Source organism: Stenotrophomonas sp. ZAC14D2_NAIMI4_6 (assembly GCF_003086875.1).
GTDB lineage: Bacteria > Pseudomonadota > Gammaproteobacteria > Xanthomonadales > Xanthomonadaceae > Stenotrophomonas.
Map to the genome: position 1 here is coordinate 3,609,699 of NZ_CP025996.1, position 25,790 is coordinate 3,635,488.

Sequence of the window (25,790 nt, forward strand, 5' to 3'; positions counted from 1 at the left end):
GGTAGGTGCCAACCTTGGTTGGCACTTCCTACCGCGTTCATGCCCGGCTCTGGTAGGTGCCAACCTTGGTTGGCACTTCCGCGAAAGGCGGCCAACCAAGGTTGGCCACTACCTCAGAACTTCACGCGCAGGTCCACGCCATACACTTCGCCGCCCACGCGGCTGCCGTGCTGCACGCCGTACTGCATGCCCACCGTCACCCGCTCGTTGCCGTAGTACAGGCGCGAACGCCAGTTCAGTGCCGGGCTGGCAATCGGAATCTGGATATCAGCGGCGCTGGCATCGGCATTGGCGCCGATCAGCGACACCGGCAGGTTCACTGCGGTGCGCGTGGACACTTCGTAGGCCACCTGGGTGGACACACCGAAACGGCTCTTCGCAACTGCCTGCTCGTAACCCAGCTTCACGCTGGGCACCACCGAGAACAGACTCTGGTTGTGGGCACCCGCGCGGTAGCCGATATCTCCCATGCCCTGTTCGCGCAGGCCGTCGTGGTGCAGCAGGGTGTAGCGCGCATCCACCCGCGGCTGCAGCGACCAGCCGCCACTGCCCAAACGCGTGCCGATGCCTGCGCCCAGGCTCACGTAACCTGTGCGCGGTGACGATGTGGCCTGTGCGTTGTCGTCGAACACCGGCGACAACCGCGTGGTGTCATACCAGGACCAGCCGGCGGCCAGGCTCAGGCGGCTCTGCACGTTGTCGACATCATGCTCCAAGCCCACCCCCAGGTTCACGCCACGACCGCGGCTGCGGGTCTGGCCATCGTCCACGCTGATCTGCGAGAAGTGGTCGAACTCGAACGCGGTGGAAATCGACCAGGGCCCCTGCAGCGTGCCATCGATGCCGAAGCGTGCGTAGCTGCCTGACAACGAAATCGGCAGGTCGGCAGCGGTGCGATCGCGGTGCGCATCGTAGCTGCTGATGCCGCCCCACACGCAGCGGCCGTCTTCCAGCGTACGGCTACACCCGAACAGACTGCCGGTGAAGCCGCGCTGCACCTGCACCTGGTTGTACAGCGTAGAGCCCAGGCCATCGGCGTTGATCAGGTCGAACACCTGCCGGTAGGCAGCTTCATCACCGGCCTTGTAGTTGCCCAGCAGGGCCATCAGGCGACCAATGCCATCGCTGCTGCCGGTCAGCAGTGCGCTGTTCATGTGCGCCGCCAGCGCATTCTGGTTGTCGCGCAGCCACGCCTGCTGGAAGTGCGGATCGTAGGACAGGTGCACGCCATCGGCGCGATAGCTGGCCTTGAAGGTCAGCGCCAGCGTGTCCTGCATCTGGAAGCCATCATCGCGGCTGCCCTGCGCGGCCGAGAGGATCGGCAACCACTTCGCGTTCGACAGCGACGCCAGGGTGAAATAGCCGGTGCCGGCCAGCGCAACCGAACCACTGGCGATCAGGCGGTCCGACGCGGGCGAGCCGAAGGCCACATCCATGTGCAGCGCACCGCTACTCTCCTGCACGAAGTTGCCGGTCAGGGCGACCTTGCTGATCACCCGTGCGCCCAGCAGCAGGTTGTCCGCTGCGGCCGCCGCATCATCCACGTTGGCATGCACCGCGCCGGCGGCCAGATCGATCGGGAACTGCGGTGCGGCCAGGCCGAAATGCAGATCGCCACGGTTCACCAGCGTGCCCGACGTTGCGCTGGTCAGCGCGGCCACGCCACTGCCCTGGCCGATGGCCAGGCGGTCATAGGTGACCAGGCGTGCGCCGGCTTCGTTCAACAGCCGGTTGCTGCCGTTGCCCAGGTCGACGTTGCCGTACAGGCTGCCCTGGTTCTGCAGCAGGTCGTTGCCCTCACCGGCCAACGCAGCCAGCGTGGATACCGACGACAGCGAACGCTCGACCACGATGTGGTTGTCGGCGCCGCCTTCGATCACCACGCCCGCACCGGCTCCACTGCCACCGCGCACGGCACCGGCCAGGGTGACGTCGATGTTGCCGCGGCCATCGTGGCCCAGGCTGGCGGCCTGCACGCCCACCGCATCGGTGCCGGTCTGCAGCACATCGCCGCTCACCGCCACACTCACCGCGCCTGCACTGCCCTGCCCGCCTGCAGCCGCCGAGCCCACCCCGGCTACCCAGCCACCGCCGCCCGCAATGGATTGCGCCAGCACACCCACGCTGCGCGCGCCCAGGCCCAGCACATCGCCCTGCACCTGCACGCTGACCGTACCGGCGTCGCCCTGATTGTCGGCGGAAAGGCCGATGGCGGCGGTGTCAGCGGACTGCATCAACAGACCACCGCCGCCACCAATGGACTGCGCCACCACGCCCAGACTGTTGTCGCCGGTGGTGATCACACTGCCCTGCACATCCATGCTGACCGCTGCACCATCGCCCTGCGCGCCATTGCGTGCGCCGAACTGCACATCGGCGCCGATGCCCTGCGACAACAGGGCCATGCCACCACCGGCGCCGATCGACTGCGCCAGCAGGGCGACCGAATTGGCCGACAGGTCCAGCACATTGCCGGCCACTTGCATGTCCACGGCTCCGGCATCCAGTCCGGCACCGCCGTCGGCCCCCAATCGCGCCTGCGCCTGCACCGCACCCGGTGCATCCAGGCTCACCCGCGCCACGCCACCACCGCCGCCGATGCTCTGCAGCAGCAGCCCCTGCGTGTCCTGCCCGGCCACGGCCACATCGCCGCGCTGCGTGTAGGCCAGCGCGCCGCCGCGGCTGTCCTGCGCGCCGCTGGCGCCCATCTGCAACTGCAGCTGCACGGCGCTATCGGCGCCCTCCAGCTGCGCGCGGCTTTCGCCACCGCCGCCACCAATGGACTGGTGCAGGGCCAGCACGCCCTGGCTGCCTTCCAGCAGCATCATGCCGTCGTGGCTCAGGCGCAGTGCACCACCGTTGTTGTTGCTGCCGCCGATTGCCCCCAGGCTGGCCGCAAACACCAGCGCCGATGCCGTCGGCTGCGCCTGCGTCAGGGCCTGCGACAGGCCATTGCCGGCGCTGGCCGCAGTGAACGCCACACGCGGCGCGACGCTGTCGGTACCGCCCAGCAGGCGGGTCAGGCTGCTGCCACCACCGCCACCAATCGACTGGGTCAGTTCGCCCAGCGAGAAGTCACCGGCGATGGCGTAGTCGCCCTTCGATCCGGCCTCCACATCACCGCCGCTGGTGTTGGTGGCACCCCGGCTGCCCAGCAGGCTGCCCAGCACGCTGCCGATACCCGACGCTGCGCTGCTGCCACTTCCCGCATCCGCCGCTGCCGCAGACAGATCCACACCGGTGAACGTCTGGTCGAGCACGCCGCCGCCACCGTTGATGGCCTGCGTGCGCACGGCCACCGCACCGGCACCCGACACGCTGATGCTGCCATTGTTTTCCACGGTGACCGTGCCGGCCTTGCCGCCACCGTCCAGGTTGCTGCCGCCCAGCTGGCTGAGCAGCACACCGGCCAATGACAGGCCGCCACCGCCATCGATGCTGCCGAAGCCCAGGCGGCTGTTGCCGCCGCCGCCACCGATCGACTGCGCCACGATGCCATCGGCACCGGCGCCGAAGGTCACGATGCGGCCGTTGTTGACCACCCGCACATCGCCGCCGTCGCCGCCATCACCGCCGTGGCCACCCACGGCCATGAAGTAGTCGCCGCTGTCGCCCGCGAACAGATTCGCTGCACCGGACAGACCGGCCAGCACACTGGCATCGACCGCACCGCCCTGCAGCGCTGCCGCGGTCATGGCCACCGACTGGCCGCCATCACCGCCACCGCCGCCGATGGATTGCGCCAGGATGCCGTAGGCCGCGTCGCCACGGGTCTGCACCAGGCCGTCATTGATCACCTCCACGCTGCCGGCGCGGTTGCCGCTGCCGCCCTGGCCGCCCAGCGCCAGGTTCAACGACGTGGCACCTTCCACGGCATTGGCTACGCTGGCCACGGTGAGCGACGCGCTGCCGCCGCCGCCGCCGATGGATTGGGCGAAGATGCCGTGTGCGCCCTCACCCGTGGTGCTGATCACCCCGCTGTCGGCCACGCCGGCCTGCACCCGGTTGCTCACGCTCACATTGCCACCGGTACCGCCGTCGCCGGCGCTGCCGCCCAATGCCAGGTTCAACTGCAGCGCGCCACTGCCCTGCTGCGCCTGGCTGTTGTTGCTGTTGCCCGTGCTGCTGTCGGCATCCTCATCACCACTGTCCACCTCGTTGCGGTTGGCCAGGGTCAGTGCGGTATCGCCGCCACCACCGCCCACCGACTGGGCGAAGATCGCGAATGCTCGTGCGCCAACGGTGCTGATCCAACCGCTGTTGTCCACCTGCACGTTGCCGGCGGCGGCGCCGCTGCCCCCTTCGCCGCCCAGCGCCAGTGCCAGGCCCATGCTGCCTTCACCGGCACTGGCCGCGTCGGCCACGGTCACCCCCGCACTGCCGCCACCGCCACCGATGGACTGCGCGAACACGCCATGGGCGGTGTCACCGCCGGTGATCACGTAGCCCTCGTTGCGCACCTGCACGTTGCCGCCGGTGTTGCCGGTGCCACCGCTGCCGCCCAATGCCAGGTCCAGCGATACCGCCGTGCCGCCCCCGCTCTGCGCGCTGCGGCTCGACGCCATCGCAGCATCACCGCCACCGCCGCCGATCGATCGTGCGTGAATGCCGTGTGCGCTGTCACCCAGGGTCAATACCACCGGTGCATCGGCACTACCGGCCGTGGCCACGTTGAACACGGCCACGTCGCCGCCGGCACCGCCATCCCCACCACTGCCGCCCAGCGCCAACTGCAGCGACACCGTGGTTGAACCGGTCTCGTCCTTGTCGGTGTCCACCTTCGATTCGCTGGATGCCACCCCGCCACTGCCGCCGCCGCCACCGACCGACAGCGCGCCGATACCCACCGAGCGCGCGCCCGCCGTCTGTACGCGACCGCTGTTTTCCACGCTTACCGCGCCACCGGATGCACCGGTGCCGCCCGCGCCGGACAGCGCGATGTTGCCCATCACCAGGGTCAGTGCGCTGCTGGCCGACGCTTCACCCTTGGCCGAACTCTGGCCGCCCACACCGCCACCGCCGCCGACGGACTGGGCGTTGATGCCCACCGCGTCGTCGCCCCAGGTGATCACCGTGCCACCGTGGGCCACGCTCACATCACCGCCGGTCGCACCGTCGCCGCCCTGCCCGCCCAGGGCCAGGTTCAGCGCCACACTGGTGGCTGCTTCGCTGCTGCCAGTGCTGCTGCCAGTGCTGCTGCCATTGCCACTGCCGTTGCTGCCAGTGCTGCCGCTGCCCTGGCCGCCGTCCGTGCCGCCCTGCTTGAACGTGGAGGTCGCCGAAGCCGAACCCGCCAGGCCACCACCACCGCCGATGGACTGCGCCAGCACGCCGTCGGCGCGGTCGCCACGGGTCTCGATCACGCCATCCAGGTCCAGATCGACGCGGCCACCGGTGGCGGCTTCACCGCCGGCACCGCCCAGTGCCAGGTTCACTGCCACGGTAGCGGTGCCGCCCTTGCTGGCCGCACTGCCGCCGGTGCCACCGCCGCCGCCCACCGACTGCGCGACGATGCCGCGCGCGTCGTCGCCGCTGGTCAGGATCTGCGAATCGGCCACGCTGCTGACTGCCACCGCGCCGCCGGCGGCGCCCTTGCCACCGGCCACGCCCAGGCTGATATCCAGCGCCAGTGCATCGGGTTCATCGGTGCTGTTGCTGCTGCCGCCCGTGCCCGTGCCAGTTCCAGAACCCGTGCCACCGCCCGTGCCGCTGCCGCCGCCCGAGCTGCCGCCCGAACTGCCACTGGACCCGGCCACCGCCACGGCCACCGACGTGCTGCTGGAGGTACCGCCACCACCACCGATGGACTGTGCCAGCACGGCCGACGCGCCGGCACCGGCGGTCTGCAGCACGCCCTGTTCCAGCGCAACCTGCACCGTACCGGCGCTGCCGCCTTCGCCGCCCTGGCGGCCCAGAGTGAAGGCCAGGCTGTTCTGGCCCGCGGCATCGCCGGTGTTGTCCACCGCCGCGTTGCCGCCACCGCCACCGATCGACTGCGCCAGGATCGCGTAAGCCGATGCACCCGCGGTCAGCAGATTGCCCTGGCTGCGCACCGTCACATCGCCACCGGTGCCGGCCGCACCGGCCGCACCACCAAGCGCGACCTTCAGGCCCACATCCACATCGTCCAGGCCACTGGCCTTGCGCACGTTCTGGCCGGCATTGCCGCCGCCACCGCCAATCGACTGCGCCACGATGGCCGACGACGCCAGGCCATCGGTGATGATGTTGCCGATGCTGGTCACCTCCACCGCGGCGCCACTGCCGGCACCGGCACCACCACCGCCGATCTGCAGGTTGGCTGCCACCGTGGTGCGCTGCTGGTTGCCGCTGCCGTTTCCAGTGCCCGTACCGCTGCCGGAACCCGAGCCCGAGCCCGAGCCCGATCCCGAACCTGAGCCGGAACCCGAACTGTCGGAATACTTTTCCAGCACCAGGGTGCCGCCACCGTTGCCACCGCCACCGCCGATGGACTGCGCCAGGATGCCGGTGGCATGGTCGCCGCCCACGAACAGGTTCAGCGCCGGCGTCGTGCCGCTGCCCCAGGCCGCCGCATCGCCCCGCAGCACGCTGACGGCGCCGGCATTGCCGCCGCTGCCACCGGTGCCGCCGATACCGATGCTGATCGGCACCTGCGCCGACGAATACAGACCGCTGATGCTGCCACCGCCCGCACCGCCACCGCCGCCGATCGACTGCGCCAGGATGCCGGTGCCGCCCTGCGCCACCTCGTCGGCCCCATTGGCGTTGACGAACACGTCGCCGCCGCCGCTGTGCACGTACACCGCACCGGCATCGCCGCCTTCGGCACCGTCGCCGCCAATGCCGGCCGACACTGCCAGGCGCTGCGCGCCCTGGCTGGCCGAGGCGGAGATGTTCTGCCCTCCGGCACCGCCACCACCGCCGATCGACTGCGCCAGCAGTGCGCTGGCATGGCTGCCCACCACATTGATGCTGCCCATGTGGGTCACGTCCACCACGCCACTGGTGTTGCCGGTACCGCCGGACCCGCCCAGCCCCACCACCAGCGAAGCGCTGTTCTGCGACGAGGGCTTGCTGAGTGCCGCGCTGATGTTGATGCCGCCGGCGCCACCGCCACCACCGATCGACTGCGCCAGGATGCCGCGTGCGTGATCGCCGAAGGCGAACACATCGGCGCTGGCATCGACCTGCACATCGTTGCCGCGGCCGGCATCGGCACCGTTGCCGCCCAGGCCCACGGTGATGCTGCTGCCGGTGCTGACCGCTGCGCCGATGTTGATGCCACCGTTGCCGCCACCGCCACCGATGGATTGCGCCAGGATGGCCGACTGCTCATCGCCGATGGCGACCACCAGCGGTGTGTCGGCGTCTTCCGGGCCCACGTTCACCGCCACCTTGCCGGCATGGCCACCGGTGCCGCCATTGCCGCCGATGCCCAGCACGATGCCGACGCTGGTGGAGCTGTTGCCGCTGCCGCCGCCGGACGATCCGCCACTGCCACCGCCGCTGCTGCCACCGCCGAACACCGCCGTCGGATCGACTGCCAGGCCGCCCTGGATGTTGATGCCACCATTGCCGCCGCCACCGCCGATGGACTGCGCGACGATGCCGCTGGAACCCTTGGACAGATCGCTGGCATCGACCTGGAAGGCGCTGCCGTTGCCGAGCGTGAGCACCTGGCCCAGCCCACCCAGCGCGGCCACCGTGCCGAGCACATCCACGCTCACATCCCCAGCGGTGGCACCACTGCCGCCCTTGCCGCCCACCCCCACCACCACGCTGCCGTTGCGGCTGTCGCCCAGGCTGAGCGCACCGGCAATGGTCATGCCGCCATTGCCGCCACCACCGCCGATGGACTGCGCGACGATGGCATCTGCGCGCTCACCTTCGGTCACGGTGCTGCCCTGGCGCAGCAAACTGACATCGCCGGCGGTATTGCCACTGCCGCCGGTGCCACCGATGCCGATACTGGCCACGCCGTTGTCGCCCAGGCTGGCGCTGATGCTGCCGGCCACGGTGATGCCACCGTTGCCGCCACCGCCGCCCAGACTCTGCGCCAGCACGGCCGTCGATCCATTCCCCGCGGTGAAGTAGTCCCCTTCCAGCGTGCCGCTGACATCGCCGGCGCTGCCACCGCTGCCGCCGTTGCCGCCCACGCCCACCGACACCGCCAGGTTGCGCGAACCATCGCCCAGGTTGATGCCGCCGGCACCGCTCACGGTCAGCCCACCATTGCCGCCACCGCCGCCCAGCGACTGCAGCACCATGCCCTGCGCATCGTTGCCCGACGTACTCACATTGCCGGTGTGGTTCACCTGCACATCGCCGGCCGTGCCGCCGCTGCCACCGCTGCCGCCGATACCCACGCTCACCGCCAACTGGTTCTGTGCCGAGGCGGCCACCGTCAGCGCGCCGGCAATGGTCATGCCGCCATTGCCGCCGCCGCCACCAATCGACTGGAACAGGCCACCCCAGGCACCGTCCCCCAACGTGGACAAGCTGCCGTCCAGATCGGCCTGCACGTCACCGCCGGTACCGCCGGTGCCGCCGCTGCCCCCGATGCCGATGCTGGCACTGACATTGCCGCTGCCGTTGCCCGACGCGGCCAGGCTGCCGGCGATGGTCATGCCGCCATTGCCACCGCCACCGCCCAGGCTCTGGTAGGTCACCGCACCGGCATCGCTACCGGCGGTCACCACGTTGCCGACCAGGCTGCCGCTCACGACGCCGCCATCGCCGCCGCTGCCGCCACTGCCGCCCACGCCGATGGCGATGCTGCCGCCATTGGATGCACTCGCGTTGAGCGCACCGGCAATGGTCATGCCGCCGTTGCCACCGCCGCCGCCGATGGACTGCTGCAGGATGCCCTGCGCGCCGTCACCGGCGGTCTGCACATGGCCTTCCACGTCCACGTGCACATCGCCTGCGGTATTGCCGCTGCCACCACGCCCGCCCACACCCACGCCGATCGCACCGGAATTGCCGGCCGAGGCGGTCAGCGCGCCACCGACCACGAAGCCGCCGTTGCCACCGCCGCCACCAATGGACTGCGCCACCACCCCCATGGCGTCGTCGCCTTCGGTGATCACCGCATAGCCCTCGTTCTGCGCCAGCGCGCGCACACTGCCGGTCACGTTGCCAGCCAAGCCCCCTTGGCCGCCGTTGCCGCCCAACCCCACGCTGATCGAACCGCCCGAGCCCGCCGTCGCGGTCAGGCTGCCACTCACGTTGAAGCCGCCGTTGCCACCGCCACCCCCCAGCGACTGCAGCAGCACGCCATGGCTGTCATTGCCTGCGGTGGTGACCAGACCCACGGTGCTGCCTTCCACCGAACCGGCACTGCCGCCGTCACCGCCGTTGCCGCCCAGCCCCACGCTCACAGAACCGGAGGTACCGCCACTGGCGGTCAGCGCGCCCTGCACGCTGAAGCCACCGTTGCCACCGCCGCCGCCAATCGACTGAGCAACCAGACCCGAGGCACCATCGCCCAGCGTGGCCAGCACCCGGCCGTCGTCGGCCGAGCCGTCCGGCGCAGCCGCTTGCAACGTGGCGCGCACGTTGCCGGCGCTGCCCCCGCTGCCGCCGTTGCCGCCCAGGCCCACGGTGACCGAGCCACCGGCACTGCCGGTGGCAGTCAGCCCGCCGCTGATGTTGAAGGCGCCGTTGCCGCCGCCGCCGCCCAGCGATTGCGCCAGTGCGCCATGGCTGCCGTCGCCTTCGGTGGACACCAGGCCGGTGCTGTCCACGGTCACCGCGCCGGCGCTGCCGCCGTTGCCACCGCTGCCCCCCAGGCCCACCGACACCGAACCGCCGGCACCGCCGCTGGCGGTCAGTGCACCACTGACGTTGAAGCCACCGTTGCCGCCGCCACCACCGATCGACTGCGCCAGCAGACCCAGCGACTGCTCGCCTTCGGTAGCAACACGACCGACCTGGGTCAGGCCCACCGCGGCGCCGGTACCGCCGGTGCCACCGGTGCCGCCCAGGCCCACCGACACGCTGCCGGCACCGCCACCACTGGCGGCCAGGTTGCCGGTCACATTGAAGCCCCCGTTGCCGCCACCGCCGCCAATGGACTGCGCCACCACGGCGTCGGCTCGATCACCACGGGTCAGTACGCTGCCCTGCTTTTCCAGCTGCACCGTGGACGCGTTGCCGCCGGTACCGCCGCTGCCCCCCAGGCCCACCGACACGGCCACGCCGCCACTGGACGACGCACTGATGCCGGCGGCCACGTTGAAGCCGCCATTGCCGCCACCACCACCGACCGACTGCGCCAGCACACCGGTGGAATCATCGCCGTCGGTCTGCACGTCCTGATCGACGTAGCCGACAACGCGCCCACCGGTGTTGCCGCTGCCACCGTTGCCACCCAGGCCCACGCTGACCGCGCCACTGCCCATGCCGGCGGCCAGCGAACCGCTGATGTTGAAGCCGCCGTTGCCACCGCCGCCACCGATGGACTGCAGCACCAGCGCCGAGGCGTTGTCGCCCACGGTGTAGACCGAACCGCCGCGCAGATCAGCGGTCACCGCGCCGGCGCGCCCGCCATCGCCACCATTGCCGCCAATACCGACCGACACCGCGCCGGCTGCCGCACCGGCACTGATGCCCCCGGCCACCACGAAGCCGCCGTTGCCGCCGCCACCGCCGACCGACTGCAGCAGCATGCCGGTGGCACCGTCACCCAGGGTCTGTACCTGCAGATCGGTGGCATCGGCACGTACGCTGCCGGCCACGCCGCCCGAGCCGCCCGTGCCGCCCAGGCCCACCGACGCACTTACCGCCACCGTGCTGACGGTGACCCCACCGCCCACGCTGAAGCCACCGTTGCCACCGCCGCCGCCGATCGACTGCAGCACCACGCCGCCCGAGCCGACACCTTCGGTCAACACCGTGCTGTCGTTGAAGGTGGCGCTGACCGCGCCCGCGGTACCGCCATCGCCACCGTTGCCACCGATGCCGACCGATGCCGAACCTGCACCAGTGCTGCCGATGGTCAGGGCGCCGCCCACGCTGAAGGCACCGTTGCCGCCGCCACCGCCCACCGACTGCACCAGCATGCCGTTGGACTGTGCGCCGAATGTCTGCAGCAGGCCGTCCAGTTCCGCGTGCGCGCTGCTGCCATTGCCGCCCTTGCCACCACTGCCGCCGATGCCGATCGCGGCCTGCGCCGCTGCGCCATTGCTGATCGCCAGACCACCGGCCACGGCGAACCCGCCGTTGCCGCCACCGCCGCCCAGCGACTGCACCACGTAGGCATCGGACTGCGCGCCCAGGGTCGATGCGCTGCCGGCGAACTGGCCACTGACCGCGCCGCCATCACCGCCGTCGCCACCGTCACCGCCCAGCCCCATGGTGGCGCCGACAGTGGCACCGGAAATCACCGCGGTCTGCAGGCCCACGGCCACATCGAAGCCACCGCTGCCACCGCCACCGCCCACCGACTGCAGCAGCACGCCGGTGGCCTGGTCGCCGGCGGTGATCACCGTGGCATCCACCGCACCGGTGACCGCGCCACCATTGCCGCCTTCGCCCCCGGATGCGCCGATGGACAGCGTGCCCTGCAGCGAAAGCGCTGCGCTCACCGACACATCAGCATCCACGGTGAAGCCACCGTTGCCGCCACCGCCGCCGATCGACTGCATCACCACGCCACTGGCGCGCTGCCCCAGCGTGGTCACTTCACCGCGGTAGTCGCCAGTGACGATGCCGCCGTTGCTGCCGTTGCCGCCGGTGCTGCTCAGGCCGGTCGCGCCGATGCCCAGCGACAACTGCGCGGTGCCGCCCGCCACCGCCACGCCCACGTCGATCTTGTTGCCGCTGTTGCCGCCACCGCCGCCCACCGATTGGATCAGCGCACCCACCGCATCGTCGCCGCCGGTCCAGATGCTGCTGTCCAGTACGGCATCCACGCGGCCACCGTTGCCACCATCACCGCCGCTGCCGCCCAGGCTCTGGCCGATGTTGATGGCGGTAGCGCCCAGGCCGGCAGCCACCGACACCACGCTGCCACCACTGCCACCGCCGCCACCCACGGACTGGATCAGCGCACCCACTGCCCCCTGCCCGCTGGCTTCGGTGTTGAGCGTGCTGGTGCCGCCGGTGGTGATGTCCCCGCTGTAGGTGACATCGACATCACCGCCTTTGCCGCCGGCACCGCCGGTACCGCCCAGGGTGGACGACACGGTGAGCGAAATACCGCCGCTGGCCGCACCGGTCACGCCGATGGCATCACCACCGGAGCCGCCACCGCCGCCGACGCTCTGCGCCACCAGCCCGTTGGAAAAATCGCCCGCGGTCCAGATCGAACCGCGCGTGCCGCCGCTGTCGACGGTGACCGTGCCGCCGTCGCCGCCACCGGCACCGCTGCCGCCCTTGCTGCTGTTCAAACTCACCGCGAAGGCGTTGCCGCCGGTCAATGCAACACCGAGCGCGTTGCCACCGCTGCCGCCACCGCCACCAATCGAGGCCAGGTACAGGCCATCGGCGTTGTTGCCATGGGTGGTGACATCGGCGTTGCCCTGCAGTTCCACCACGCCGCCATTGCCGCCCGCCGCGCCGGAACCGCCGTAGGAAGCACTGAGGCTGATCGGCACGACCACGCCCACCGACACCGCGGTAGCGCTGCCGCCGTTGCCACCGCCGCCGCCGATCGACTGCAGGCGCACGCCGGCCGCGTTGCTGCCCTGGGTCAGGATGCTGCCGCCATCCACGAGCGTGGTGGAGACCTTGCCGGCGGTGCCGCCGTTGTCACCACTGCCACCGAAGGCAAACGCAATGAACGGTGCCACCGCGCTGGCGCCGCCACCGTTGCCGCCACCGCCACCAATGGACTGCGCCAGGATGCCATCGGCGGACGTGCCGTGGGTTTCGATGCTGCCGCTATGGGTCACGCTGACATCGCCGGCATTGCCGCCCTTGCCGCCATCGCCGCCCAGCGCGAACACGCCCAGGCTGCTGCCGCCGGTGCCGCCACCACCACCAATGGATTGCGCCAGGATGCCCATCGCGCGCTCGCCCAGGGTCAGGATGCGCCCGCTGTTGTCCACGCGCACGGTGCCGCCGGTACCGGCATCGCCACCGGACGATCCCAGTGCGGCCAGGGCCGCACTCAACCCCGCCTTGCCACCGCCGCCGCCGATCGACTGCGCCAGGATGCCGTTGGCATCGGCGCCACGGGTGGTGATGTTGCCGTCGTTGTCGACCGCCACGGCACCGCCATTGCCGCCGGCGCCACTGCTGCCACCCAGGGTAACCAGGCCGATCTGGGTGCCGGCGCGGCCGCCGCCGCCACCGATCGACTGCGCGGAAATGCCATCGGAACCCGTGCCGCCGGTGCTGATCGCCCCGCTGTTGAACACCTCCACCGCGCCGCCGTTGCCACCAATCGAACTGCTGTCGCTGCCCAGCACCACCAGCGCCACGGTGGTGCCGCCGTTGCCGCCGGTGCCACCGATCGATTGCGCGTTGATGCCCGCCGAACCGGCGCCGTCGGTCACCAGCGTGCCGCTGTTGTTCACCGTCACCTTGCCGCCGTGGCCACCGGCACCACCGCTGGCGCCCGCCGTCGGGAACAGGCCATAGGAGTTGCCGCCGCTGCCACCACCGCCGCCCAGCGACTGCACCAGCAGCGCGGCCGAATCGGCACCATGGGTTTCCACGTTCACCGAAGTGGTCAGTGACACGTCACCGCCCTGCTTGGTGCCACCGCCACCGCCGGCGCCACCACCGGCGTAGGAATTGCCACCATCGCCGCCCTGGCCGGAGCGGCTTTGCACTGCGATGCCCGGCGCCGGCGTGCCGCCGGACGCCGTGGTGATGATCTTGCCCGAACCGGCCACGGTGACATCCACGTTGCCGCCCGAGCCACCATCACCGCCGGGCTTGGCCTTGGAGGTGGACAGGTAGATGCTGCCGCCGTTGCCACCATTGCCGCCGGTGCTGGTGATCAGGATGCCGGGGTTGCCATTGCTGATGGTGACCGTGTCGTTGATCTGCAGCTTGGAATCCTGGCCCGGGCCCAGGGTGATGTCGGGCCCGCGGCCGCCATTGCCACCGGCCTTGGCCGGTACGAACAGGGCACCGGTGCGGCCCTTGCTGCCCTTGCTGCCCACCCGCGTCACCTTCACCAGCGTGCCGCTGCCGTAGCTGTCGGTGGGGTCGGGGCCATCGCCGTCGGCCAGCATGCGCGTGGCCACGTCCACGGTGCCGTTCTCGGTCACCGTCAGGTTGCCCTCGTCGTCGGTGGACGTGCTGCCATAGACCATGGCCAGGATGGTCACTGCATCGCCGTTGCTGTTTTCCCAGCGGCCGCTGCTGCTGTTGAACACCACATCGCGGGTGGTGGTGCCGGGGCTGCCGGCCAGCCGGTAGCCCACCACCGTCACCGACTGCGCCTGGCCGTCACCGTCGGTTTCCACGCCGGTGCCGGAACTGGCGATCAGCACACTGCTGCCCAAGCCCTTGATGTCGCGCACCAGGTAATCGTTGCTGCCATCGGTAGCGATCACACCCACCTTGCGCGAGGCGATCACATCGCCATCGTCATTGGTTTCGCCGGCCACTTCGCTGGTCAGGATCAGGTCGACCGTGGAATAGCTGCCATCCGGGTTGCGGATCGAATAGTTGGCCGCCAGCGCAAGCCCCGGCAGCAGCCCCAGACCCAACGCCAGCGTCATGGCCAGCACGTCGCGGCGCAGGCCGACGGCAGCGCCACCTGCCGACAGGCGGCCGGGCTTGCGGGCGATTTCGGAAACGACCTGGACAACGCCGAGCGCAGCGTTGAAAACCAGCTTGTAGATCTTGTTCATGGGAGCATCCGGAGGCGAGTGAAAGCGACCCGACCGCGGGGCATACGCGGGGTCTCACCAGAGCAACCGGAAAAGAAACGGGATTCCCATCACACAAAATTGCGAAAATTATGAACGATTCATACTTTCGTTTGTGAACAGGGGGTCGTCAGGGGGCAGCGCTCTCGCCGACCGGCGGCGCGGTGACAGCCGTCGTGCCCTGGGTCCAGCGCTGGGCCAGCGTATGCATGCGCGTATTGAACTCAGACCCCGCGTAGATTTCGCCCAGGCGGGGCTGGGCCCGCTTCACCTCCGCGCGCGCCTGCGCGATGTGGCCCGCGTCGGTCAGGGTTTCGGCGTAGGGAATGCGCCATTTGGCCGTGGCCACCGAATCGGCGCCGTACAGCCGCGAGAACTCGCGCACGACTTCCCCGGCACGTTCGGCCGCATCGGCCGCGCCGCTGCGCTGGGCCAACAGGGCCTCCTGCATGGTCTGGCGCAGCGCCAGCGACGACGACGGTGAAGGATGCTGCGCGCGGAACGCATCCAGCGCGGTGCGTGCGGCCACCAGGTTGCCACTGCGGGTCATCCACTCGATTTCCACCAGGCGCAGTGACTGCCGGTCCGGGCTGCCCGGGTCGGACTGGCGCCGCCAGACCCGGCCCACGCGCTGCAGCAGCGCGTCGGATGCCTGCAGCTGGCCCACCCGCATCAGCAGCCGCGCCAGCACCATTTCCACGTCCAGCGTTTCGCCCTGGTCGGCACCCAGCAAGCGCTGGTGGCGGTCCAGCGCCTGCCGGTACAGCGCCTCGGCCGCCGCCGTATCGCCGTAGGCTTCCTTCATGATGCCGTGCGCAAACAGCTTGCGGGCGTAGGCGAAACTGTCCACGCCGTCGATGGCCGCGCTGATCTGCAGGCTGTGGCGGAAGTGGCGGTCAGAGCTTTCGTAGCGGCCAAGATCCAGATACTGCCCGGCCAGTGCGCTTTCGGCGCTGGCAGTGAAGCTGCTCTGTTCACCGTAGATGTGCCGGGTCAGTTCCAGGTTGCGTTCCATCACCTGCAGCGCCGGATCGATGCGGCCCTGGTCGAACAGCACCTGCGACAGCAGCTGCAGATCCTTCTGGTAATCGATGCCTTCACCATCGGCGCCACCGTCGTCATTGATGGCCGCACGCAGGGTCTGTTCGGCAGCCAGCAATGCACCGGTCGCGGCCTGCACGCTGGCAAGCTGCCGGCGAAGGCTGGAACGCACCCGGCGCGCGTCCAGGGTGTGTTGGTCATCCAGCATGCCCAGCGCCTGGGTGAACATGGCCACCGCCGGTTGGCTGCCGCCTGCGCTGCGGCTGCGCACCTGCGCCTGCACGGCCAGTACCCGCGCGCGTGCCAGCGCATCGGGCGCCGTGGCAGAGGCCAGCAGCGCAGCGGCCTGGCTGGCGCTGCGCGCGGCCGCGTCGCGCTGCCGCGCCTGGTCCTGCAGGGTGGCCAGGTCGGCATAGGCCAGCGCCGCATCGCGCAGGTCGGCCGGGCCGGCCGCCGCCAGCGCCTGTGCGCCCTGCTGCAACAGCGGCTCGGCCTGCTGCGGCTGGCCCAGGTTCATGTAGGCACGGCCCAGCACCACCTGCAGCCGCGCACGCAGCACTGGCTGCATCGTGGGCGTGGCATGCAGGCGGCGTACGCTCTGGTCCAGCAGTTCGCGCGCACTCAGTTCCGAGGTGGCCGCACCGCCGCGGGTGCCCGGGTCCAGCACATCGAAGGACGCCACCAGGAAATCGCTGGTGCGGTTGGCGATATCGGCGTTGCGCGCCGATTCGCGCCCGGCCATGTCCAGCCGGACCAGCAGCCCTGCCACCACCAGCACCACGCCGGCGGCGGCCACGCTGCTGCGCCAGTTGCGGCGCAGGAACAGCCGCGTCTGCTGCAGTGCGCCGCTGTGCCCGGCGCGCACCGGGCGGAATGCCAGATAGCGCGCCACATCGTCGGCCAGCGCTTCCACGGTGGCGTAGCGTTGTTCGGGCACCATCGCGCAGGCCCGCGCCACGATCGCATCCAACGGGCCGCGCAGCGCGCGCCGTTCGCGTGCCGTGCGGGCCAGCGCGCTGGGCAGAGGCACCGCAACGGGCTCGGCCTGCAGCGGGCGCAGCACGCGTTGCCCACAGCTGATTTCCGCCAGCATGGCACCCAGGCTGAACACATCGCTGGCCACGCCCACGCGCTGGCCGCCCAGCAACTCGGGGCTGGCGTAGGCGGGGGTGACATAACGTGGCAGACCGTCATCGGCCGACTCGTCGGCCGGTTGCCCCAGCAGTCGCGCCACGCCGAAATCCAGCAGCACCGGCCGGCCCTGGTCATCCACCAGCACGTTGGACGGCTTCAGGTCACAGTGCACCACCAGCTGTGCGTGGGCGAACTGCACGATGCGGCAGATCTGCACGAACAGCGCCAGACGTTGCCGCAGCGGCGGCGCGTGCGCCTGCAGATAGCGGTCAAGCGGCAGGCCGGCCACGTGCTCCATCACCAGGTATGGGTTACCCGACGGCGTTTCGCCTGCGTCGTACAGGCGCGCCACGCCCGGGTGCTGCAGGTCGGCCAGGATCTGCTGCTCGGCCAGCAGGTGCGCGCGCAGCGCTGGTGCCATCGGGCTGGGCAGCACCTTCACCGCCACCGTGCGGCGGTACAGGGCATCGGCACGTTCGGCGCTGAACACCGCACCCATGCCGCCTTCGGCCAGCAGTGCGGTCAGCCGCCACGGGCCCAGGCAATCGCCCACCTGCACTTCCGGCCGCGCGATGTCTTCGGCCAGCCGCTCCAGCGGCGCACGCACCCGCATCAGCTCATCGGTCTGTGCGTGCAGCAGCCGGGTGACCTCGGCAATCAACGCGGCATCGCTGCTGCGCGCCGCCAATGCCGGGCCCCACTGTTCCCGCGGCAGCTCACACACCGCATCGAACAGTTCACGCAGTTGCCCCCAGTGCGCGGCCTGCGGCATGGCCGTGCTCAGGCCGCGCTGCCCAGCTGGCTGTTGAGCCAGGCACGGGCAAAGCGCAGGTCACGGTCGACCGTGGGCACGGAAATCTCCAGCACTTCGGCGATGGCCTCACGGTCCATGCCGGCGAAGTACATGCACTGCACCGCGCGGGCCGCGCGCGGGTCCTGGGTTTCCAGTTGCAGCAACGCCTGGTCCAGCGCGAACAGATCCTGCTGCAGGGTCATCGCCGGCAGCGCTTCGTGATCGACCGCCGACAGGGTCAGCGCAACCTGGCCGCCACCGCGCTTGACCGCGCCCAGCGCGCGCGCATGGTCGGCCACCACGCCGCGCATCTTCAGCGCGGCCAGTGCCAGGAAGTGCTGGCGGTCCTGCGGGTCGGCACGGCTGTCGAGCAGGCGCAGCAGCGCTTCGTTCACCAATGCAGTGGGGCGCAGGGTGCGATCACCGCCGCGCGCAGATACGCGCGCCGCCGCCATCGCCCGCAGCGTGCCGTACAGCAGTTCCATCAGTGCATCCAGCGCGGCCGCGTCGCCGCGCCGCCAGCGCTGCAGCAGTACCGTGGCATCGGCCGCCGGCCGCGCCGGCTCCTCGGTGAACACCGTGGCCATCGTCCTTTCCCCATTCCGCCAGTGGTGATCCGGGCTCCCCGCCCGAATGTGATCATCCGCACATTCGGCGGCAGTATCCCACAGGCGCCCGGCCTTCACCCACTACCGGGTTCATGCCCTGCCTTGGTAAACGGCCATCAATACGCGGCGGTTGACCGGCCCGCCCTGGTAGGCGCCAACCTTGGTTGGCCACTACCGGGTTCATGCCCTGCTTTGGTAGGCGCCAACCTTGGTTGGCGCGCATGGGAAAGGCGGCCAACCAAGGTTGGCCACTACCGGGCGAAGCTGAAGCCCATCGGCCCGGACGGCAGTGCGGCCACCTGGTTGCGGCCGCCCCGCTTGGCTGCGTACAGGCCTGCATCGGCATGGGCCAGCAGCTGTTCGGCCGTGGCCATCACCGGCGGGTGGGCGAACCCCACCCCCACGCTGATGCTGACCCGCCCTTCCGGCAGCTGCAGCGCCTGCACTGCCACGCGCAGGCGCTCGGCCAGCGCCAGCACGCCCTCCACGCTGGTGCCGGGCACGATCACCGCGAATTCCTCGCCGCCATAGCGCGCCACGGTGTCGGCCGCGCGGTTGGCGGTGGCCTGCAGTACCGCGGCCACGGCCTGCAGGCAGCGGTCGCCGGCGGGGTGCCCGTGCTGGTCGTTGAACGCTTTGAAATGGTCGATGTCCACCAGCAGCAGGCCCACTTCGGTGCCGCTGCGGCGGGCCCGGTTCCACTCGCTGGTCAGCGCCGCATCGAACTGGCGGCGATTAGCTACGCCGGTCAGGCCGTCCTGCCGCGCCAGCTGGTCCAGCCGTGCCTGCGCTTCCAGCAGGTCGATCTGCAGCAGGGTGCTGCGCAGGCTGAAACCCAGCGTAGCAACCACGAAGCCGGCCAGCGCCAGCGGGCGCGCGTGGTCCACCACCAGCGCCCCGACCACCAGCAGCAGCAGCGGCAGGATCATCGGTCCACCGGCCTGGACCAGCCGCGACAGGCGCGGGTGCAGCACGCCGCCGGGGGCCGGCGCCTGGCGCAGGGCCAGCACCGCCAGCAGCAGGAACGGCACGTCGATCAGCAGGTCGTTGTAGGCACCGAAGGACTGTTCGGCGGTGAAATGGTTGATGTAGTACGCCACGCCCAGATAGAGCAGCGCATACAGCGCCAGCGCGCGGAAGAAGCTGCGCCGTTCGGGCACGTCGCCGGCCAGCCAGCGCACGCAGGCGAACGCAGCAATGCACAGGTTCTGGATGTCGAACATGCGGCGCATGTTGGCCATGGCCGTGTCATCGACGTTGATGCGGTCGGCGAAGGACAGGGTGTGCACGAAGAACAGCACGCCCAGCAGCGCCGCCATCAGGCCGTCGATGGTGCTGATGGTCCAGCGCTCGCGGCGGGCGCGGGCAAGGATGAACACCAGCGGCACGCCGTAGATTACATACAGCAGCAGGCTGACCCGCGGGGTCAGATCGGCACGCCCGGCACCGATCGCATCGGCCATGTTCACCGCCATGCCTCCGGCCCACAGCAGCAGCGCCAATGCGGTGGCCCGCCAGCCCAGCGCCGCCCGGTCACGCCGCGCGCGCCACAGGCAGGCCATCGCCGCCAGCACCGGCGCGGCGGTCAGGAACACGAACGAACCTTCCCCGGCCGGCCCCGGCCAGAACGCCACGACCACCCCGTGGCAGAGCACGTACAGCAGCGCAAGCACTACCGGCATGGATCCCCCATCGGCAAGCCGTCTGTGCGCACCATAGCGCGTTGCCCCGCCAGCGGGGCGTGATCGACTGCCGAAAACCCAGCCGCACCGGGTGGGCTCGAGCGCGCTCGACTGCCCCGCTTCGGTAGAGTCGAGCTTGCTCGACTGCCCGCTTGGGTAGAGTCGAGCTTGCTCGACTGATTTTCCACGCCAGTCGAGCAAGCTCGACTCTACGCCTCAGCGGCGCCGCGTTCGCCTCAGCCGCGCAGCGCCTTGCCGTGGTGCGCGATGTGCTCGCCAATGAAGCTGGCGATGAAGTAATAGCTGTGGTCGTAGCCCGGCTGCAGGCGCAGGGTCAGCGGGTGGCCCACCGCTTCGCACGCCTGCTGCAGGCGCTGCGGCTGCAACTGGGTCTGCAGGAATTCATCGGCATCGCCCTGGTCCACCAGCAGCGGCAGGCGCTCGCCGGCATCGGCGATCAGCGCGGTGGCATCCCACTGCGCCCAGGCCGCACGGTCGTCGCCCAGGTAGGCGGTGAAGGCCTTTTCGCCCCACGGCACCTGGCTGGGTGCCACGATCGGCGAAAACGCCGACACGCTGCGGTAGCGGCCGGGATTGCGCAGCGCCAGCACCAGCGCGCCATGTCCACCCATCGAATGGCCGCTGATGGCACGCGCATCGGTCGCCGGGAAGTGCGCCTCGATCAGCGCCGGCAGCTCCTGCACCACGTAGTCGTGCATGCGGTAGTGCCGTGCCCATGGCTGTTCGGTGGCGTTGAGATAGAAGCCTGCGCCCTTGCCCAGGTCGTAGCCTTCGGCATCGGCCACGTCGTCACCGCGCGGGCTGGTATCGGGGGCCACCAGGATCACCCCGTGTTCGGCGGCGTAACGCTGCGCGCCGGCCTTGGTGATCACGTTCTGTTCGGTGCAGGTCAGGCCACTCAGCCAGTACAGCACCGGCAGTTTCTGCGTGGCCGCCTGCGGCGGCAGGTACACGGCGAACTGCATGTCGCAGCCCAGCGTGGTGGACGTGTGGCGATAGACATCCTGCCAGCCGCCGAAGCAGGCACGGTGTTCAATGCGTTCCATGGAGTGCTCCCGGTGGCGGCAGGCGCGCGGCCTGCCGCCTGGCGTGGTTCAGTAGTGGACGACCGAACGGATCGACTTGCCTTCGTGCATCAGGTCGAAGGCTTCGTTGATCTTGTCCAGGTCCATGGTGTGGGTGACGAACGGGGCCAGTTCGATATCGCCCTTCATCGCGTCCTCCACCATGCCCGGCAGCTGGCTGCGGCCCTTCACGCCGCCGAAGGCAGTGCCCATCCACTTGCGGCCGGTCACCAGCTGGAACGGACGGGTGGAGATTTCCTGGCCCGCGCCGGCCACGCCGATCACCACGCTCTGGCCCCAGCCGCGGTGCGCGCATTCCAGCGCCGCACGCATCACGCTGGTGTTGCCGATGCACTCGAAGCTGTGGTCCACGCCCCAGGTGGTCATTTCCACGATGACCTGCTGGATCGGCTTGTCGAAGTCCTTCGGGTTGATGCAGTCGGTGGCGCCGAATTCGCGCGCCAGCTCGAACTTGGACGGGTTGGTGTCCACCGCGATGATGCGGCCGGCCTTGGCCTGGCGGGCACCCTGGATGACCGCCAGGCCGATGCCGCCCAGGCCGAACACGGCCACGCTGTCGCCTTCCTGCACCTTGGCGGTGTTGTGCACCGCGCCGATGCCGGTGGTCACGCCGCAGCCCAGCAGGCAGACGTGTTCCGGGTTCGCTTCCGGGTTGATCTTGGCCAGCGATACTTCGGCCACCACGGTGTACTCGCTGAAGGTCGAGCAGCCCATGTAGTGGTAGATCGGTTCGCCGTTGTAGCTGAAGCGGCTGGTGCCGTCGGGCATCACGCCCTTGCCCTGGGTAGCACGCACCGACACGCACAGGTTGGTCTTGCCGCTCTTGCAGAACAGGCATTCGCCGCACTCGGCGGTGTACAGCGGAATGACGTGGTCGCCCGGCTTCACGCTGGTCACGCCCTCGCCCACTTCCACCACGATGCCGGCGCCTTCATGGCCCAGCACCACCGGGAACAGGCCTTCCGGGTCATCGCCGGACAGGGTGAACGCATCGGTGTGGCAGACACCGGTGTGGGTGATCTTCACCAGCACTTCGCCAGCCTTCGGCGGGGCGACGTCGATTTCGACGATCTGCAGCGGCTGGCCGGGACCAAAGGCGACGGCGGCACGGGATTTCATGGCGGATTCTCCAAGGACAGACAAAGACAGCATGGATGGCGCAGTGTTGCGCCCTCGTTTATTTCAGGTACGAACGGATCAAGCCGCTCATCTCGCGCACGCGCTCGGCGCGCTGTTCATCGGATGCGGCTGGTTGGCCGAATTCCTCGCGCAGGTGGGCTTCCATCACTTCGGACATCAAGCCGTTCACCGCGCCGCGGATGGCCGCGATCTGCTGCAGCACCGGGCCGCACTCGGCGCCGGCTTGCAGCGCGCGGTCCAGCGCATCGCACTGGCCACGGATGCGGCGCACGCGGGCCAGGACCTTCTTTTTCTCTTCGGGTGAATGCGGCATGGGCGGCCACCTGCGGAACTATACTGGGGGACAGTATACAGGCCGGCCGCGCAAACTCAATCGAAGGCGCCCCCGGCCGCCAACCGGGTCAGCTCATCCACCACGTAGCGCACCTTCGGCCGCAGGTGGCGGGTGGGCGGCCACAGGGCATGGATATCGACATGGCGCTGCATCTGCTCGTCCAGCACCGACTGCAGCGCGCCCGACTGCAGGTGCGGCCGCACCAGCGACATCGGCATCTGGCAGATGCCCAGCCCGGCCAGTGCGCCGTCAATCACCGCATCGCCATCGTTCAACTGGTGGGTGGCGCTGGGGATGAACGTGCCGCCCTCGCCCTCCACGCCCACCCGCCACGCCACCGGTTGACCATGGCGGTAGCCGACGATGCTGCGGTGCTGGCGCAGATCGTCCACCGTCCGCGGCACCCCGTGCGCCTGCAGGTAGGCCGGTGCCGCACAGGTCACCAGGCGTTGGCTGCCCAGCCGCCGCGCCACCAGATGTTCGGCCTGCTGCAGCCCGCCGAAACGGATCAGCAGATCGATGCCTTCCTCGATGGGGTCTACGAAGTGATCGGTGAAGGTCACCGTCAGCTGCAGGTCCGGGTACTGCTGGCACAGCTTCAGCAGCACCGGCATCACCACCATGCGGCCAAACGACGAGGGCATGTCGATGCGCAGGCGACCGCTGGGCACGTGCGCGCCCAGGCCCAGGCAGGCCTCGGCCGCGGAAATCTCCTCCAGCGCGGCGGCGCAGGACGCGTAGTAGGCCTCGCCGTCGGTGGTCAGTGAGATGCGCCGGGTGGTGCGGTGGAACAGGCGCACGCCCAGCCGCACTTCCAGCCGGGCGATGGCCTTGCCCACCGCCGAGCGGGAAATGCCCAGCGCCTCGGCCGCCTCGGTAAAGGTGGTCGCGCGTGCAGTGGTCACGAAGGTGACCAGACCATTCAAGGATTCGACGGGTAGCATGCCGGGGGCCCTACTGGGGACAAATAGTCCCGCTCGATGGGAAATGGAACCCATTTATGGGGCCCGATGTCAACGCCATCCTGTAGGCATCGCGCCACCGGCGCTCCTTCCCCCAAGAGACCTGCACATGACCGCCCCGCTCTTCCAACCGTTCGATCTGGCCGGCACGCCGCTGCGCAACCGTATCGCCATGGCGCCGATGACCCGTGCGCGCAATCCCGACTACGTGGCCAACGAACTGACCGCGCAGTACTACCGCCAGCGCGCCAGTGCCGGCCTGATCATCAGCGAGGGCACCCCGGTGTCGCCGCAGGGCCAGGGCTACATCGACGTGCCGGGCATCTGGTCGCAGGAACAGGTGGCCGGCTGGCGCCAGGTCACTGATGCCGTGCATGCCGCACAGGGCGCCATCTTCGCCCAGCTCTGGCACGTGGGCCGCATGTCGCACCGCTCGCTGCAGCCCGACGGTGGCCAGCCGGTCAGCGCCAGCACGCGCGCGGTGGCCCACGATCCCCGCAGCTTCGCCTTCGTGTATCGTGACGACGGCAGCCGCGGCCCGGCCGACCCGACCCCGCCGCGCGCCCTGCGCACCGACGAAGTGCCGGGCATCGTCAGCGACTTCGTGCGCGGCGCCGAGAATGCCATCGCCGCCGGTTTCGATGGCATCGAACTGCATGCCGCCAACGGCTATCTGTTCGAACAGTTCCTCAACCCGCTCACCAACGATCGCCAGGATGGCTACGGCGGTTCGCTGGCCAACCGCGCGCGGCTGATCCTGGACACCGTGGATGCCATGACCGCACGCATCGGCGCGCAGCGCGTGGGCGTGCGCCTGGCACCGAACAGCCAGGTCTTCGACATGCCGGCCTATGCAGAAAACGAGGCCAGCTATCTGTACCTGGCCGAAGAACTGGGCAAGCGTGGGCTGGCCTATGTGCATCTGAACGACAACTACCTGCACGGCGCGCCGGCCATCGGCGAAGCGTTCCTGAAGGCCTTCAAGCAGGCCTACGGCGGAACCGTCATCCTGGCCGGCGGGATGACCCGCGAGCGTGCCCTGCGCCTGGTGGACGAAGGCACCATCGATATCGCCGCCTTCGGCCAGCCGTTCATCGCCAACCCCGACCTGGTCGAGCGCCTGCAGGCCGACGTGGCGCTGACCACGCCGGATCGCGCTACTTACTACGGCGGTGGCCGCGAGGGCTATCTGGATTACCCGGTCGCCAGCTGATCGGACATGGGGTCAGATCCCTTTCCAATGGAAAGGGCTCTGACCCCGGTTCGGCGATCTGGCATGGGGTCGGATCCGTTTCCAGCGGAAAGGGCTCTGACCCCGGTTCGGCGAAGACGGGGTCAGAGCCGCACTGCGCGCGGATCCGCCCCCTGGCTGCCCGGGGTCACGCCCCTTCGCGCACGTACGCGAACGATTCATCCAGCCGCGCGAAGCCGATCACCCGCTTCAGCAGCGCCTGTCCCTCGTCCTCGCTGATCCGCCCTGCAACGATCTCGTCAGTACGCGCGTACAGGCGTTCCAGCGCCGCCACCTGGTCGGCCCGCAGCCACGCGCGGTGCGTGCCCAGCCACGCCTGCAGATCGTCGGCCAGCGTCTCCTTGCCCAGCATCGAGTACTGCGTCTCCAGTTCCACCACCGCCTCCACCATTTTGCGGAACACGAAGTCCTGCAGGTTGGCGGCCAGGATGTCGGCGCGGTCGTCGTCGTGCCATACCAACACGACCGGCGGCTCGCTGAAGCCCGGCGCATTGGACCAGAAGCAGTACACGTCGCCCGCGCCGCTGCGCGCGAACGGCAGCAGCTGCAGGTCGTCGCGCAGCGGGTTGTAGTGGTCCTCGGCGGTCAGGTCTTCCCACGCTTCCTGCAGTTCGTCGCGGCCGATCGGCTCGAACTCATCGGCAAACAGCAGCAGCGGCGGCTGCGCGCGCAGCTGTGCGGATTGCTGCTGGAAACCCTCCCAGCCCAGCGCGCCCCACTGCAGCTGACCATCCGCAGACAACTGGTGGTACAGCGGCGGAAAGACCTGGCCCGTGGCCTGTTCGACGTCGGCGAGCGTGTTCATACGTATCCTTGTTGGAACCCAGCCGACTACCTTGCCTGAACCCTGCGCGCGCGGCCAGCAAGATGAACCGGCACCGTCACGCCACGGGCCTAGACTGCACTGCCCCGCCGTACGTTGCCC

General features: G+C 69.8%; 10 protein-coding genes. 1 reads left to right on the plus strand and 9 read right to left on the minus strand.

Translation table 11 applies throughout. The annotated features are described in order from the left end of the window. Positions 1–113: 113 nt before the first annotated feature. From C1933_RS16495 to C1933_RS16530, 8 genes are all read right to left on the minus strand, one after another. Entirely contained in the window at positions 114–14,795 is a 14,682-nt protein-coding gene (locus C1933_RS16495; RefSeq protein ID WP_108754123.1) for an ESPR-type extended signal peptide-containing protein, read from the minus strand. 148 nt (positions 14,796–14,943) lie between these two features. Further along, positions 14,944–17,760 carry a serine/threonine-protein kinase gene (locus C1933_RS16500; protein ID WP_108754124.1) on the minus strand — a complete coding sequence of 939 codons (2,817 nt, stop codon included), beginning with the start codon at positions 17,758–17,760 and terminating at the stop codon, positions 14,944–14,946. A gap of 8 nt (positions 17,761–17,768) precedes the next feature. After that, complete coding sequence (locus C1933_RS16505; protein WP_108754125.1) at positions 17,769–18,368, minus strand: ECF-type sigma factor; 600 nt, start codon at positions 18,366–18,368, stop codon at positions 17,769–17,771. 272 nt (positions 18,369–18,640) lie between these two features. Then, the gene (locus C1933_RS16510; protein WP_108754126.1) at positions 18,641–20,071 is read right to left on the minus strand and encodes a GGDEF domain-containing protein; all 1,431 of its coding nucleotides are present in this window, start codon (positions 20,069–20,071) and stop codon (positions 18,641–18,643) included. Between the two features lie 236 nt (positions 20,072–20,307). Then, positions 20,308–21,138: an S-formylglutathione hydrolase gene (gene fghA / locus C1933_RS16515; protein ID WP_108754127.1), complete on the minus strand. Its 831-nt coding sequence runs from the start codon at positions 21,136–21,138 to the stop codon at positions 20,308–20,310. A gap of 48 nt (positions 21,139–21,186) precedes the next feature. After that, a complete protein-coding gene (locus C1933_RS16520) occupies positions 21,187–22,296 on the minus strand; it encodes an S-(hydroxymethyl)glutathione dehydrogenase/class III alcohol dehydrogenase (RefSeq protein ID WP_108754128.1) in 1,110 nt (369 codons plus the stop codon). A 58-nt stretch (positions 22,297–22,354) separates the two neighbouring features. Then, a complete protein-coding gene (locus C1933_RS16525) occupies positions 22,355–22,630 on the minus strand; it encodes a metal/formaldehyde-sensitive transcriptional repressor (protein WP_108754129.1) in 276 nt (91 codons plus the stop codon). Between the two features lie 56 nt (positions 22,631–22,686). Further along, the gene (locus C1933_RS16530; protein ID WP_108754130.1) at positions 22,687–23,595 is read right to left on the minus strand and encodes a LysR family transcriptional regulator; all 909 of its coding nucleotides are present in this window, start codon (positions 23,593–23,595) and stop codon (positions 22,687–22,689) included. A gap of 127 nt (positions 23,596–23,722) precedes the next feature. Between C1933_RS16530 and C1933_RS16535 the strand changes: the two genes are divergently transcribed. Further along, positions 23,723–24,826, plus strand: coding sequence for an alkene reductase (locus C1933_RS16535; protein WP_108754131.1), 1,104 nt, complete (start codon positions 23,723–23,725; stop codon positions 24,824–24,826). Between the two features lie 166 nt (positions 24,827–24,992). Here C1933_RS16535 and C1933_RS16540 read toward each other — a convergent pair whose 3' ends face one another. Beyond that, a complete protein-coding gene (locus C1933_RS16540) occupies positions 24,993–25,670 on the minus strand; it encodes an SMI1/KNR4 family protein (protein ID WP_108754132.1) in 678 nt (225 codons plus the stop codon). Positions 25,671–25,790: the final 120 nt, after the last annotated feature.

What these genes read in the sequence shown, in the direction of transcription:
- C1933_RS16530 (WP_108754130.1), bottom strand. Translation starts at nt 23,595, where the DNA reads ATGCTACCCGTCGAATCCTTGAATGGTCTGGTCACCTTCGTGACCACT.
- C1933_RS16500 (WP_108754124.1), bottom strand. Translation starts at nt 17,760, where the DNA reads ATGCCGCAGGCCGCGCACTGGGGGCAACTGCGTGAACTGTTCGATGCG.
- C1933_RS16520 (WP_108754128.1), bottom strand. Translation starts at nt 22,296, where the DNA reads ATGAAATCCCGTGCCGCCGTCGCCTTTGGTCCCGGCCAGCCGCTGCAG.
- C1933_RS16540 (WP_108754132.1), bottom strand. Translation starts at nt 25,670, where the DNA reads ATGAACACGCTCGCCGACGTCGAACAGGCCACGGGCCAGGTCTTTCCG.
- C1933_RS16525 (WP_108754129.1), bottom strand. Translation starts at nt 22,630, where the DNA reads ATGCCGCATTCACCCGAAGAGAAAAAGAAGGTCCTGGCCCGCGTGCGC.
- C1933_RS16505 (WP_108754125.1), bottom strand. Translation starts at nt 18,368, where the DNA reads ATGGCCACGGTGTTCACCGAGGAGCCGGCGCGGCCGGCGGCCGATGCC.
- C1933_RS16495 (WP_108754123.1), bottom strand. Translation starts at nt 14,795, where the DNA reads ATGAACAAGATCTACAAGCTGGTTTTCAACGCTGCGCTCGGCGTTGTC.
- fghA (WP_108754127.1), bottom strand. Translation starts at nt 21,138, where the DNA reads ATGGAACGCATTGAACACCGTGCCTGCTTCGGCGGCTGGCAGGATGTC.
- C1933_RS16510 (WP_108754126.1), bottom strand. Translation starts at nt 20,071, where the DNA reads ATGCCGGTAGTGCTTGCGCTGCTGTACGTGCTCTGCCACGGGGTGGTC.
- C1933_RS16535 (WP_108754131.1), top strand. Translation starts at nt 23,723, where the DNA reads ATGACCGCCCCGCTCTTCCAACCGTTCGATCTGGCCGGCACGCCGCTG.